Origin of the sequence: Pseudomonas sp. dw_612 (assembly GCF_018449725.1) — a bacterium.
GTDB lineage: Bacteria > Pseudomonadota > Gammaproteobacteria > Pseudomonadales > Pseudomonadaceae > Aquipseudomonas.
The window spans coordinates 33909-48802 of sequence record NZ_JAAVVC010000004.1 but is presented as its reverse complement, the minus strand read 5'-3'; the positions used below and the strand labels follow the sequence as shown (position 1 = coordinate 48802).

The 14894-nt window shown below is 62.4% G+C and carries 2 protein-coding genes; both read right to left on the bottom strand.

Going from position 1 to position 14894, the window contains the following annotated elements:
- Nucleotides 1-73 precede the first annotated feature (73 nt).
- On the bottom strand, nt 74-904 hold the full coding sequence (locus HB680_RS08085; RefSeq protein ID WP_213938237.1) for a helix-turn-helix transcriptional regulator: 831 nt from the start codon (nt 902-904) through the stop codon (nt 74-76).
- A 423-nt stretch (nt 905-1327) separates the two neighbouring features.
- Nucleotides 1328-14893 carry an amino acid adenylation domain-containing protein gene (locus HB680_RS08080; protein ID WP_346657362.1) on the bottom strand — a complete coding sequence of 4522 codons (13566 nt, stop codon included), beginning with the start codon at nt 14891-14893 and terminating at the stop codon, nt 1328-1330.
- Between the last annotated feature and the right edge of the window lies 1 nt (nt 14894).

The window sequence follows — 14894 nt, the reverse complement described above, 5'->3', positions numbered from 1 at the left end:
TGGGGATTGGGCGCTTTCTTTATTCGAAGCCTGCGATGTCAGGTCACAGGCTGTGACGGAGCGGGAAGGGGCGCTACGCCCCGATCATCCATTTGGCCAATCCGTGCCGACCGCTCACGCCGAGTTTGGCCGCGGCACGCTTGAGGTAGGTTTCGACGGAGCTGTTCTTGACGCAGAGTTTTTCCGCCATTTCGGGCACGGTCCCGCCGGTCAGCAGCCCCAGGCACACCTCTTTTTCCCGTGCCGACAGGGCCACGTCGCAGAGCATCAGCCGTTCGTTGAAATCCCGTTGCAGCGGTGTCTGCTCAAAGGCCACGACGGGCCGGGTCATCGGGTTCGCGACCTTGCGGACGCTGACCTGGCGACTGATCCGCGCATGCCGCTCAACCAGTGGCAACAGCGTTTCCGAGAGGTTTTTCAGAAACGATAATTCGCTCAGGGAAAAGTCACGGTCCAGCAAGGGGCGGTGCAACGAGATCACACAACGTCGATTGCCCTTGCCTGAAACGAGGCTGCATTGATGGGTCGCGCTGCTGAGTTGATAACCCCTGGCGTCCATCATCGGTGCGTTCATGTGAATCAGGATGGAATCGTCCACTTCAAGAATCCGTTGCATGAGTGGGTGTTCGTCTCGTTGCCGGGGGGTAATGGAACAAGGGAGGGAGGGCGACGCAATGTCCTCTGGGAGGCCTGCGGTGCCAAGGGATTGAATGTCGATGACGCTTCCCTGGCTGTCGTCTGTTGTCCACTCGCTGAGTTCCACCAGACTGACGGAAACCGATGTTCCGATCAGTTGATGCATATTCGCAACGAAGTGTTCATGCCCTACGCTTGAAATCAGTTTCCCTAGTTCGAAATAGATATGCGGATTCTCTATATTTCGTACGCTACTGATTCGATTCATAAGCCTGCATACCAAAATCGCTGGCTGACCTGGTTTCCGACCGCCCGGTCGAAAATAACCCTGCCCCCATGTCAAATTTCCACCGTTGCGTTTCATTGATTTAGTGCACGACTAAATCGATTCAGCGTGGGTGAATTATTAAAACCTACAGGTTTATAGGTGTATGTAGGGGGATACAGGGACAGGCATGTCACAAAATTGGCGTCAATAAGCATAGATTTCGGCCTCCGTGCCGACGTAAACATTTGTTCGAAACTAGCGTTTGTAAGAAGGATAAGCATTTGAAAGGTAGAACCTTTTATTCAGTACGCAAGTGGTCGGGATCAAATAGGTGCCAAATGGCCATCATTTGTGGTGTGTAGGGCAATTTTGTAGGACAAAGCCGACCAACGGTCTGTTTGTTGGTCGGCTTTCAACACCCTGTTAGTCGGAATCCCCCTTCAGCGTGTAGGAAATTGCCTTGCCAAGCGCATTGACATACGGCGCACGCACCAGGGAGTGGTGCGTGCCGGGTAGCGGCGTGATAGTTACGCGTTCACCCTGCAAGGCGCGCCAGCCCAATGTCGGGTCGGATCGCTCCTGCTGGAGCGCGGTGAACAGCGAAACCGTCACCGGCAGCTCCGGGCTGACATAGGCACCCACGGCCAGCCGTGTCGCGTAGGCGACCGCCAGATGGGTGCGCAGCATTCCGGCGTCGATTCCCTGGCTCAACTCCTCCGGCAGCAAGCCATGGGTCGTGCACAGTGCAAGCATCGGCCCGATCTCGGCGTTCGCCGCCAGCGGTGTCAGTTGATTGAACAACGCGGCGTCCATGTCTTCGGGCAGCCAGGACATCAGGAACTGCGCTTCCGTCAGCACCTCGCGTTCCTCGGCGCCGACATGGGCGGAGGTGTCGATGATGCCGATGAATTCGACCTGCTCGCCGCTGGCGATGACCTGACGGGCCATCTCATAAGCGATCAAGCCACCGGCCGACCAACCCGCGAACCGGTACGGTCCCTGGGCTTGCACTTCGCGAATCGCCGCCAGATAGCGCGACGCGATGGCCGGGATCGTTCTCAATGGAACTTCACCCGCCACAAACCCCGTCGCCGCCAGACCATAGACCGGCACCTCGGGATCGAGGCTCGGCGCCAGGTCCCGGGCATAGCCGACCTCACCGCCGAGCGGATGCACCAGAAACAATGGCCGCTGGGAGCCACCACGGCGGATCGGCACCAGGTTATTGCGCGACGCCGGTCGTGATTGCGTGTCAAGGGTCCGGGCGAAGCCGGCGATGGTCGGTTCGACAAACAGGTCACGCACCGCGATGGGCTTGCCCAACACCTTGCGCAGTCGCGAAGTCATCTGCACCGCCATCAGCGAAATGCCGCCGAGCCTGAAGAAGTCGTCGTGGCGACTGACCTGCTCAAGTTTCAGCAACTCCAGCCAGATCTTCGCGATGGCCAACTCGGTGTCACCTTGGGGCGCCTCGAAGGGCCGTTCCTGCACCTCAAGCGACTCCGGGGTCGATTCGGACCGAACCAGCGCCGGCAGCGCATCGAGCAGCGCGCTCACGGGTTGTCGGGCGTCGGTGACCAGGGTGTCCAGCACCTGGACAAACAGCGCGATGATGTTCTCCACCGTGGCGGTATCGAACAGATCGCTGGCGTATTGCAGGCTGCCGGTGATGGTCTCGACGTCATCGATCAGCGACAGGGACAAGTCGAACTGCGTGGTGGTGTGCGCGCTGTCCACCGATTGCACCGTCAGGTCCGGCAATTGCAGCGGTGCCGGTGGTGTGTTGTTCAAGCTCAGCATCACCTGGAACAACGGGCTGTGGCTCATGCTCCGGGTCGGTTGCAACGTGCTCACGACTTGCTCGAAAGGCAGGTCCTGATGACTGAAAGCGGCGAGGGTCAGGCCCTTGATACGGGTCAGCAAATCGCCAACGCTGGCCTCGCGTTGCGTGGTGACCCGCAGCGCCAGGGTGTTGGCGAAGAAGCCAATCAAGCCTTCCAGTTCGGTGCGCGGTCGGTTGGCCACCGGCGTACCGACCACCACATCGGCCTGGCCACTCAAGTGTGTCATCAGCGTGGACCAACCCGCCAGCAGCGTCATGAACAGGGTCGAGCCCTGGGCCTGACTGAAGGCGCGCAATCGGGTGCTGAGGGCCGGCGGCAACACGCAATCGATGATGCCACCGGCATAGCTTTGAACGGCGGGGCGCGGACGATCCAGCGGCAGGTTCAACAGGCTCGGTGCGCCGTCCAGATGGCTGCGCCAGAAGTCGGTTTGCGCCTGCAAGGCCGGGCCGTTCAGCCACTGGCGTTGCCACACTGCGTAGTCGGCGTATTGCAGCGGCAGGGCCGGCAGTGGATCTTTCAAGCCCTGGCTGAACGCGGTGTAGAGCACGGTCAGTTCATGGGCGAGCACGCTGTTGGACCAACCGTCCGAGACGATGTGATGCAGCGTCACCAGCAGCACGTGCTCCTCGTCGTCGAGCCGGACCAGATGACCCCGTACCAACGGGCCGCTGCTCAGGTCGAACAACTCGGACGCGTTGGCATCGCCGAACCGGGCGAGTGTCGCGGTGCGTTGTTCAGTGGCGAGTTCACGCAGGTCCTGTTCCAGCAGATGGAAGCGTTGGTCAGCCGGGGAGATCTTCTGCACCGGTTCACCGTCGATCAGCTCGAACGTGGTGCGCAAGGTTTCGTGACGCGCCACCAGACGATCCAGTGCCTGGCGCAAGGCTGGTGTGTGCAGCACGCCGTTCAGGCGCAGGGCCAGCGGCAAGTGATACGCCGCGCCCGCTGCGTGATCGAGATGATCGAGGAACCACAGGCGTTGTTGCGAGAAGGACAGCGGCAGCCGGCCTTTGCGGTTGGCCAGCGGAATCGGCTGCGCTTCGGTCGGCACGGCGGCGTTGACCAGCGCGGCGAGGCCACGCACGGTCGGGGCGTCGAACAACTCACGCAGGGTCAGTCGCGCACCGAGTTTTCGGCGCAGCCGCGAGAGCAGTTGTACCGCCAGCAGCGAGTGCCCGCCGAGCTCAAGGAAACCGTCGTGACGCCCGACCTGATCCAGGTGCAACAGGTTCTCCCAGATAGCGGCAATGGCGATTTCGGTTTCACCTTGCGGCGCTTCATAGACACGGCTGGCCAGCGAGTCCTGACCCGGTGCGGGCAGGGCGCGACGGTCGAGTTTGCCGTTGGACGTGAGGGGCAGGGCGTCGAGTTGCACGAAGGCACTGGGCACCATGTACTCGGGCAGGTTTTTCAGCAGCTCGGCGCGCAGTTGTTCGGTGCTCACCGCGTCACCACACAGGTAGGCGACCAGGCGTTTGCCGTCCTCGGGATTGTCTTCCCGGGCAATCACCACCACTTCACGCACGCCGGGGCAGGCGAGCAGGGCGTTTTCGATCTCGCCCAGTTCGATGCGGAAACCACGGATCTTCACCTGGAAATCGTTGCGCCCCAGGTATTCCAGGGTGCCGTCGGCCTGCCAGCGGCCGAGGTCGCCGGTCTTATAGAGGCGAGCTTGTGGAAGGCTGGAGAACGGATCGGCAATAAAACGCTCCGCGCTCATCTCTGGACGGTTGAGGTAACCGCGAGCCACGCCGGCGCCGCCGATATGCAGTTCACCGGCCACACCCAACGGCGTCGGTTGCCCGTGCGCATCCAGCACATGCACTTGGACATTGGCGAAGGGGCGGCCAATGCTCGGTTTTTCGCCGAGGTCGCGAATCAGGTCGATGGTTGCATCCACCGTGGCCTCGGTCGGGCCGTACATGTTGTAGAAGCGGATGCTCTGGCAGTCGCGCAACTTGCTCCACATCGCCGCGTTGATCGCCTCACCGCCGAGCAACACGCTCACCGGCTGGTAGCTGCTGCGTTCCAGCAGACCGGCGTTGAGCAGACCGTCGAGTTGCGAAGGCGTCGAGTCGAAGGCGTGCACCCGGTGCTGTTCGAGGAAGTCGAGCAACTCGTGGCCGCTGCCACGTATCTGTTGCGGGATGATCACCAATTTGTGGCCGGAAAACAGCTGCGAAATGCCCTTGATCGACATGTCGAAGTAGAACCCGGCGTTCAGCGCCACCGTGGCGTATTCCGGGCAATGCTGGTGGGTGGTGCGTTGCAGCACTTGCCAGAAGTTATGCACCGAACGGTGCTCGACCATCACGCCTTTGGACTGCCCGGTGGAACCGGAGGTGTAGATCACGTAGGCCAGGTGATCCGGGGTCAACCCTGTGATCATCGGGTCGAGGTCGAAGGCCGGATCATCGGCAGCCAGCAGCGATTCGCGCTCATCAAGCAACAACAGTGGCAGGTCACCGACCGGCATCTGCGCGGCCATGGCCTGCTGAGTGAGGACGGCGAGCGGGGCACTGTCGCCGAGCATAAACGCCATGCGTTCAACCGGATGCGCCGGGTCAATCGGGACGTAGGCACCGCCTGCCTTGAGCACACCGAGCAAGCCGACAATCATCTCCAGACTGCGCTCGGCACACAGCGCTACACGCTGATCCGGTTGCAGCCCGAGGGCAATCAGGTGTCGGGCCAGATGGTTGGCGCGGCGGTTGAGCTGGGCGTAGGTGAGTTGCTGGTCCTCATGCACCAGCGCAATCGCCTGCGGCCGAGCACGCACCTGGGCTTCGAACAACGTGTGGATCGGCTGGGCCGGGGTGAATTCGGTGGCGGTGGTATTGAAGCCATCAAGCAGTTGCTGACGCTCAGCCGCCGGCAGCACGTCAAGGGTATTGGCCGGTTGCGCCGGATTGCGCTCCAGCGCCTCGACCAGTGCCGTCACCGCATGGGCCAGGTAAGCCGCAATCCGCTGCGGATCAATCCCGCCAATCGACTGTGCGGTCAGCGAGAACCCGGTTTCTTCGGCCGCTACGGCAATTTCAATCGGGTAATTGGTGCGTGTTTCGGAAGCCAGAAACGCCACGCCTTGCCAGTCGTCCATTTCATCGACGATCTCGCCGGACGCCGTGACCATGTCGCCATGGCGGCAGTTGAGAATCACGGTAAACAGCGGCAACGCCGAATCCACGCCGCTGCAACGCTGGGCCAGGGCGAGTGACGCTTGTTCGTGGGTCAGCAATTCGCTGAGTTGCTGATAAGCATCCTGCACGATGGCGCTGACGCTACTGTCCTGCAGGCGAATGCGCATCGGCAACGTGTTGATGAACATGCCCAGCGCATGATCAGCGCCGGTGGTGCCTTGGGAACGACCGGACAACACCGTGCCGAAAATCGCATCGTCGCGGCCACTGGTCGCCGCGACCACCAGACCCCATGCCGCGTGGAACAGCACCGACGTTGGCACCCCTTGAGTCCGCGCCGTGCGGTGGATCGCGGCGTTGACCTCATCACTCAGGTGTTCAATCGCCCGGGTGACACTCGCGCCATTGCCACGCACATCCAACACCCCGTAAGGCGCAGTGGTTTCGTCGACATCCGCCAGCAAGCGACGGAAGTAGCTTTCGTGTTCCTCCTGGGAAATCGCCGCCGCCTGGGCGATGAAATTGCGGTACGGCTGGGACGGCGGCAGGCTGTCACCGCGCCCGGCGAGGATGCTTTGGATCTCCAGCATGATCAGGCGCAGAGTCACGTTGTCGCTGATCAGGTGATGATCGAGCAGCGCCAGCAGCCATTGCTCACGGACCGGATCGTAAGTCACATACGCCGCAATCAACGGCGCGACCTGCAAGTCCAGGCGCAGATGGTGGGTGTCGGTTTTATCGCGCAGCATCAGCAACGCGTCTTCGCCGTCCGTGCTTTCAAGGGTGATCACTGGCAGTGGCGCATGCCGATGCACGATTTGCACCGGTTGCGGCAGGCCGGACCAGCGCAAGGCACTGCGCAGGATATCGTGGCGGTCGATCACCACTTGCACCGCCGCGAGGAAGTCGTCGAGCAGGCTGCGCTGATCGAACAGCATCACCGAGCGCATCAAATACGCATCGCCTTCCGCCAGCAGCAAGTGGTGGAACAGAATCCCTTCCTGCAACGAGGACAAGGGGTAAATGTCCTGCACGTTACTGGCACCACCGGGCACATCGGCGACGATCTGATCGATCTCCGCTTGGCTCAGGGTCAGCAGCGGCAGCATCGACGGGTCGATGGCGCTGCAATCATCAGGAATCAGGTTTGGCGGCACCACGAATGCGGCGCTGCGTTCACCGGCCAGCACCTGGGCCATGGCCCGCAGCGTCGGGGCCGAGAACACGGTGCGTACATCCAGCAGCAACCCGGATTGGCGCAAGCGTTCGATCAGGCTGATGACCAGGAACGAATGCCCACCCAGTTCGAAGAAGTGGTCATCACGACCCACCTGTTCAACCCCGAGCAATTCCTGCCAGGCACTGGCCAGTGCCGTTTCAATCGCGCCTTTCGGCGCTTCATATTCACGGCTCACCAGTGACGACAGGCCCGGCGCCGGCAAGGCGCCGCGATCCAGTTTGCCGTTGGTGGTCAGCGGCCAGGCATGCAGGGTGACGAAAGCGCTGGGGATCATGTGCTCGGCCAGCACACCGGCCAATTGCGTGCGCAACGCCGCCGATTCCGGCGCCGCGTCATCCTCGGCAATCAGGTAGGCCACCAGGCGCTTGTCGCCGGGAGCATCTTCACGAACCGTGACCACGGCTTCGCGCACGCCGGGGCAGGCGATCAGTTGGGCTTCGATCTCGCCGAGTTCGATGCGGAAACCACGGATCTTGATCTGCGAATCGTTGCGGCCGATATAGACAATGCCGCCATCCGCGCGATACCGCGCGACGTCGCCGGTGCGATAGAGGCGTTGCGGCCCGTAAGGATCGGCGATGAAACGTTCGGCATTCAGCTCCGGACGGTTCAGGTAATTGCGCGCCACGCCGGCGCCGCCAATGTAGATCTCGCCATGCACACCGACAGGCACCGGTTGCTGGTACTCATCGAGAATGCGCAGGCACAGGTCCGGCAACGCGGTGCCGATCAGGCTCGGCGCACCGGTATCGATTTCGGCCTGGGTCACCGCATGGTAAGTGGCGTGCACGGTGATCTCGGTGATCCCGTACATGTTCACCAGTCGCGTTTGCGTCAGCGGCGTGCGCGCGATCCATGGGCGCAGGCTGATAAAGTCCAGCGCCTCGCCACCAAAGATCACCTCGCGCAACCCATGCACCTGGGCGCTGCGGCCACTGGCGTCGATGAACTGGCGGAACGCACTCGGCGTCTGGTTCAGCACCGTCACGTTGTGGCGACAGACCAAACCGTAGAACTCATCGGCGGAGCGGGCCACGTCGGTCGGCACGATCACCAGTTTGCCGCCATAACTCAACGCGCCCCAGATTTCCCAGACCGAGAAGTCAAAGGCAAACGAGTGGAACAGCGTCCAGACGTCATCGCGATTGAAGTGGAACAGTTCGCGGGTGGTATCGAACAGGCGCGCGACATTGCCATGTTCGACCAGCACGCCTTTGGGCAAACCGGTGGAACCGGACGTATAGATGACATACGCCAGATGCTGCGGCAGCGTATCGACCACGGGATTGATATCGAACGACGCATCCGACAGTGAATATTCGTCGCTCTGGGCATTCAACAGTACCACCCGGATATCCAGCGCCGGTAGCACGTCGAGGCAATCTGGCTGCGCGAGCAACACCACCGGTGCGCTGTCGCTCAGCAGATAGTTGAGGCGTTCGGCCGGATAGGCCGGGTCCAGCGGCACATAAGCGGCGCCGGCCTTGAGCACACCGAGCACGGCACAGACCATTTCCAGCCCACGCCCGCTGAGAATCGCCACCCGATCATCGGCTTTCACCCCCAGCGCCAGCAACTGCGCGGCGATGCGGTTGGCACGACGATTCAGCTTGCGGTAGCTCATGTGCACGTCGCCAAACACCAGGGCAACGTTCTCGGGATGGGTGGCGGCGAACTGCTCGAAACGCTGATGAATCAGCAGCCCCGGCGCACGCACCTGCAACGGCGCTCGCACTGCCGGTGAAGCCTGGCTTTGCGCCGGACTCAGCAACGGCAAGGCACGCACCGGTAGTTCGGCGTTGTCGAGCATGGCCCCGAGCAGGATCTGGAAGTGCTGGGCGAAACGCTCGACCGTCGAGCGATCGAACAGGTCGGTGGCGAACTCGATCACACCGCTCAACTCGCCCCCTTCATCGGCGAGGGTCAGCATCAGGTCGAATTGCGAGGTCTCCCGGGCTTGCGCCAGGGCCGTCAGGGTCAGACCCGGCAACGCGAGTTCGCCGCCATCCGGGGTGTTGTTCAGCGACAACGCCACTTGGCACAGCGGGTTATGGCTTAGCGAACGCGGCGGTTGCAAGGCGTCGATGACTTGCTCGAACGGAATGTCCTGGTGCTCGTGGGACGCGAGGGTGGTTTCCTTGATCTGCGCCAGCAACTGCGCCACGGTCGGGTTGTCTTGCAGACGCACGCGCAAGGCGAGGGTGTTGACGAAGAAACCGATCAGCGCTTCGACGTCGGTGTTGCCGCGATTGGCAGTCGGCACGCCGATCACCACGTCCGGCTCGTTGCCCAGTCGCGCCAGCACCACCGACCACGCGGTCAGCAGGGCCATAAACAGCGTGACATCGTGTTCGCGGCAGAACTGCTCCAGGCGTTCGCGCAGTTGCGGCGCAATCACCACCGGCACGTCGCTGCCACGATAGCTTTGCATCGCCGGGCGCGGACGTTCGGTGGGCAGGGACAGCAAGGTCGGTGCGCCGCTGAGGTGCTCGCGCCAGAAGTCGACCTGTTTGCTCAAGCGCTCGCCGCTCAGGCAACGGCGTTGCCAGGCTGCGTAATCGGCGTACTGGATCGCCAGGGGCGGTAGCGGGTTCGGTTGTTGTTGGCTGAACGCGCGATAGAGCGCCGCGAACTCCTTGACCAGCACGCCAATCGACCAGCCGTCGGAGATGATGTGGTGCTGGGTGATCAGCAGGATGTATTCGTCATCGGCCAGGCGCAGCAGGCGACCGCGAATCAGCGGCCCTTTGTGCAAGTCGAATGGTGCGCTGGCTTCGCTGTTACTCAGGCGTGCCGCTGTCAGGCTGGCTTCATCGTAAGGCAAGGCACGCAAGTCTTGTTCGGTAAGGGTAAAGCCGGACTCCGGCGCGGCAATGCGTTGTACCGGTTGCTCGCCCACCCGTTCAAACGTGGTACGCAAACTCTCGTGACGCGCCACCAGTTGATCGAGCGCTGCTTTGAGCGCGGACAGGTCGAGTTCGCCGCGCAACAACAACGACGCCGGCATGTGGTAAGCGGTGCTCGCATTCGGGTCGAGCTGATCGAGGAACCACAGCCGTTGTTGCGAAAAGGACAGCACCAGCGGCGCGTCCCGGTCGACGACGGTGATGGCGTCGGGCTGGGCCGATTCAAGGGATCCGACACTTTTCGCCAGCTCCGCCACCGTTGGATGGCTGAACAGTTCCCGCAGCTTCAATTCGCCGCCCAGGGTCTGGCGGACCCGGGAAACCAATTGCGCCGCCAGCAGCGAATGCCCGCCCAGTTCAAAGAAACCGTCGCGACGACCGACGCGCTCCAGCCCCAGCAGCTCCTGGAAAATCAACGCCAGAGCTTGCTCGGTCGGACCTTCCGGCGCCTCGTAGCTGCGCTCGGACATGGCATCCAGATCCGGCTCCGGCAACGCGTTCTGATCCAGTTTGCCGTTGGCGGTCAGTGGGTATGCCGCCAGGCTGACGAATGCGCTGGGGATCATGTAGTCCGGCAGGGTCGCACCAAGTTGCAGGCGCAACGCAGCGATTTCCAGCACCACGCCGGGTTGCGGGATCAGGTAGGCGATCAAGCGTTTGCTGCCGGTTTTATCGTCACTGGCCAGCACGCGGACTTCAAACACGCCGTCGCAGGCCTGGAGTTTCGCTTCGATTTCACCCAGTTCAATGCGGAAACCGCGAATCTTGACTTGGGCGTCCATGCGCCCCAGGTGCACGATTTCGCCATTGCCCAGCAACTTGCCCAGGTCGCCGGAGCGGTACAGTCGCTCACGCGGGCGGAAGGGATCGACGATAAAGCGTTCGGCGGTCAGCTCGGGACGGTTCAGGTAACCGCGGCCGACACCCTGGCCGCCGACGCAGATTTCCCCCGGCACGCCGACCGGCATCAGGCGTTGTTGTGCGTCCATGATGTAGGTCACGGTGGTCGGAATCGGCCGCCCGACATTGGAAATGCCCTCGGCGATGTCCGCCGCTTCGAGGTGTTTGTAGGTCACGTGCACGCAGGTTTCGGTGATGCCGTACATGTTGATCAGCGCCACATGCGGGAACGCCCGGTGGAAGGCATCGAGCCTGGCCGGTTCAAGGCTTTCGCCGCCGAGAATCACGTAACGCAGCTTCGCCAAGGTGACATCAGGGCGGGACGTTGCGACCCCGCTCAACTGATGGAACGCCGACGGCGTCTGGTTGAGCACGGTGATCCCGTCGCTTTCGATAAAGGCCAGGAAGTCCAGCGGATCACGGCGCAGGGCTTCGGGGACGAGGCTCAGGCGGGCGCCGTGCAGCAGCGCGCCAAACATCTCCCAGACCGAAAAGTCGAACGCGTTGGAATGAAACAACGACCAGACATCGTCCGCGTTGAAATGGAACGGCGTGCGGCTGTTGTGCAGCAGGCGAATGACATTGCGGTGCTCCAGCAACGCGCCTTTCGGCTGCCCGGTGGAGCCCGAGGTGTAGATGACGTAACACAGATGATCGGGGGCGTTGACGTTGGACAGGTTCACCGAAGCGCGATGGACCTCGGGTGTCGATTGGCTGCTCAAGGGCTTGGGGTCGAACACTTCGATACCCAGTTCGCCCAGTTCGGCGGCCATGTTCGCCAGGGCAATCGACTTGCGCGCGCCGCTGTCTTGCAGCACGTAGGCGATGCGGTCCGAAGGTGACGTTGGATCGATGGGCACATAGGCCGCGCCGGATTTGAGCACGGCGAGGGTGGCGACGATCATGTCCAGTGAGCGTTCCAGCAGAATCGCGACGAGATCCTGCGGCACCACACCGGCAGCCCGCAGACGACGGGCCAGTTGATTGGATTGTTCGTTGAGCGCGCGGTAGGTCAGGCTTTCCGAGCCCATGCTCACCGCGATGCTTTGCGGCGTGCGACGGGCCTGTTCTTCGAACATTTGATGCAGGGTGGTTTCTTCCGGATAGGCAGCTTCCGTGTCGTTCCAGTCCAGCGCCTGCTGGTGCTTTTCGCGGGTATCGAGCAATGGCACCTCATCGACCCGCTGAGCGCTGTCGTCGGCGAAGGCTTCGAGCAGGCGCACGTAGTGCCGCATCATTTGCTCGATAAAGGCTTCGTCGAACATCTGTGCGTTATAGGTCAGGCGGCCCATCCATTGCTGTTCACCGGCCTCGATCAACAGATGCAGGTCGTTCTTGCCATAGCCGAGGTTGGTTTCCAGCGTCTGTACCGTCAGGCCGGCGACGGCTTCCGAGGCTGTGGCGGCCTGTTCGAAGTTGAACAACACATCGAACAGCGCGGTGCGGCTCATGTCCTTGTCAGGATTGAGCGCGAGCACCAGCTGATCGAACGGCAGGTAGCGATGGCGCAGGGCTTGGGCCTGGGTGCTGGCGACCTGTTCAAGCAAGGCCTGCAAAGTGGTGTGGTTGTCGCAGGTGTTACGCAGCACCGACAAGTTGCCGATCGGCCCGACCAGTTCTTTGACGGCCAGGTCTTCGCGGCAGGTAGCGGTGGTGCCGATCACCAGTTCGTCGTGCCCGGCATAGCGGCGCAACAGTGCGGTGAAAGCGCTGAGGGCCAGGGTATTGGCGCCGACGCCGGCCTGTTCGGCGGCAGCATTCAAGCGATTGACTAGTTTTTTGTCGATAAGGAACGGATGTGTCGCTTCGGCGTAGGTGTGCACCGCGTTACGCGGACGGTTCAGCGGCAGCTCCATCGCTTGCAGCTTGCCACGCAACTGATAAGCCCAGAACGAACGCAAGGTTTCGCTGACCGCGGCCGGGAACTGGCGCTGCCACGCGGCGAAGTCGCGGTAGTGCACGCTCAGTTCAGGCAATCGGGCAGGGCGGTCGTCGCAAGCGGCGGCGTACAGCTCCAGCAGATCGCGGCGGATCACTTGCATCGACGCGCGGTCCGCCAGCAAGTGGTGAACGGCAATCGCCAGTATGGCGTCCTGGCTGTCGCTCTGTATCAGCGTCGCACGGACCAGGCTGCCGCCGTCCATTTGCAACGGATGGCGCGTGGATTCCAGTGCCCGCGCGGCCAATTGTTCCGGCAGTGCTTGCACCAGCGTCAGCGGCAACACGGCCTCGCCGTCGAAACGCTGCCAGGCACTGGCGCCATCGGACACCACCCGGCAACGCAGGATGTCATGCCGGGCCAGCAGCCCGTCGAGGGCGGTTTGCAGGGCCGGCTGATTGATCTCGCCACGCAGTTCCAGCAGCAGCGGAATGTTGTGGTAGATCGGGTTGGCGTCGTACAGATAACCGGATTCGAAGGTGTCGACGAACCAGATGCGCTCCTGGTGGAACGACAACGGCGTGCGCGATGCTTCGGGCTGCGGCTGCACCGCCGGGAGGTTAAGTTCAGGGTCGAGGTCGAGCGCGCCGATGCGGGTTTGCGGTGCGTCGGTGAAGTAGCTCAATACCCGCTCGAAACGCTGGGCGATGCGCTCGATGGTCGCGGCGTCAAACAGCGCCGTCGAATACGACAAACTGCACGATAGACAGTCACCGGCGTCATCGATGTGCAGCGACAAATCGTGCTGCGTCTGGTCCTTGCGCGAAGGCAGGAACTCCAGGGTCAGGCCCGGCAGGCTGAGGGTTTCGGCGTCGTTGCCGGCGTTGGTGTAGAGCATGGTCTGGAACACCGGGCTGTGACGGGTGCTGCGCGGTGGCTTGAGCACTTCGACCACCTGTTCGAACGGCGTGTCCTGATAGACCGACGATTCGAGCATCAGCGTGCGCACTTGCAGCAACACCTCGTCGAGCGTCGGGTTGGCGTGCAGCTTGACCCGCAGCGCCAGGGTGTTGACGAAGAAGCCGATCAGCGATTGCACGTCCTGCCGGTCACGGTTGGCCGCGACGGTGCCGATCACCAGATCCTGCTGGCCGCTGATGCGCACCAACAGCACGGCCCAGGCCGCCATCAAGGTCATGAACGGGGTGGCCGCACGGGCCTGGGCGAAGCGGGTGATGGCGCTGGACAAGTCTGCGGGCAGGTTGAAACTCAAGGTCGCACCGCGATAATCCTGCAGCGCCGGGCGTGGGCGGTCGGTGGGCACCGTCAGCAAGGCCGGCGCACCCGCCAGGTGACTGCGCCAGAACTCGACGTTCTTGGCCAGACGTTCACCGTCGAGATGACGCCGCTGCCACGCGGCATAGTCGGCGTATTGAATCGACAGCGGCGGCAACGGGTCCGGCTGCTGTTGAGCGAAAGCCTGGTACAGCGTGGCGAATTCCTTGACCAGCACCTCGATCGACCAACCGTCGGAGATGATGTGGTGCTGGGTGATCAGCAAGCGGTATTCGTTATCGGCCAGACGCAACAGGCGACCACGAATCAACGGGCCGTTCAGCAGATCGAACGGCGCGGCTGCCTCGGCATCGCTGATGCGCTCGGCACTGCGGGCGGCTTCTTCGGCGGGCAAGTCGCGCAGGTCTTGTTCGATCAGGCTAAAGCCGCAATCCGGGCTGGCGATTACTTGCACCGGATCATCGCCCAATCGTTCAAACGTGGTGCGCAGGCTTTCATGCCGGGCGACGAGGCGGTCCAGGGAGGCCTTGAGCGCGACCAGGTCCAGCGAGCCACGCAAGCGCAGCGCCGCCGGTATGTGATACGCCGTGCTGGCGGTCGGATCGAGCTGGTCGAGGAACCACAACCGTTGCTGCGAGAAAGACAGGGCCAGGGGCGCGGCGCGGTCGGCGAGGCTGATCGTGTCCGGTGTCTCGGCGATCCGTGCCGCACCGCGTTGCTGGAGAAGACGCAGCAGAGCGGCACGTTTGAGCTGTTCCAGACTATCGTTTTGGTTGTTCACT

Bases quoted from the DNA above. Each gene is read 5' to 3' on its own strand.
- HB680_RS08085 (WP_213938237.1), bottom strand. From the start codon at position 904: ATGAATCGAATCAGTAGCGTACGAAATATAGAGAATCCGCATATCTAT.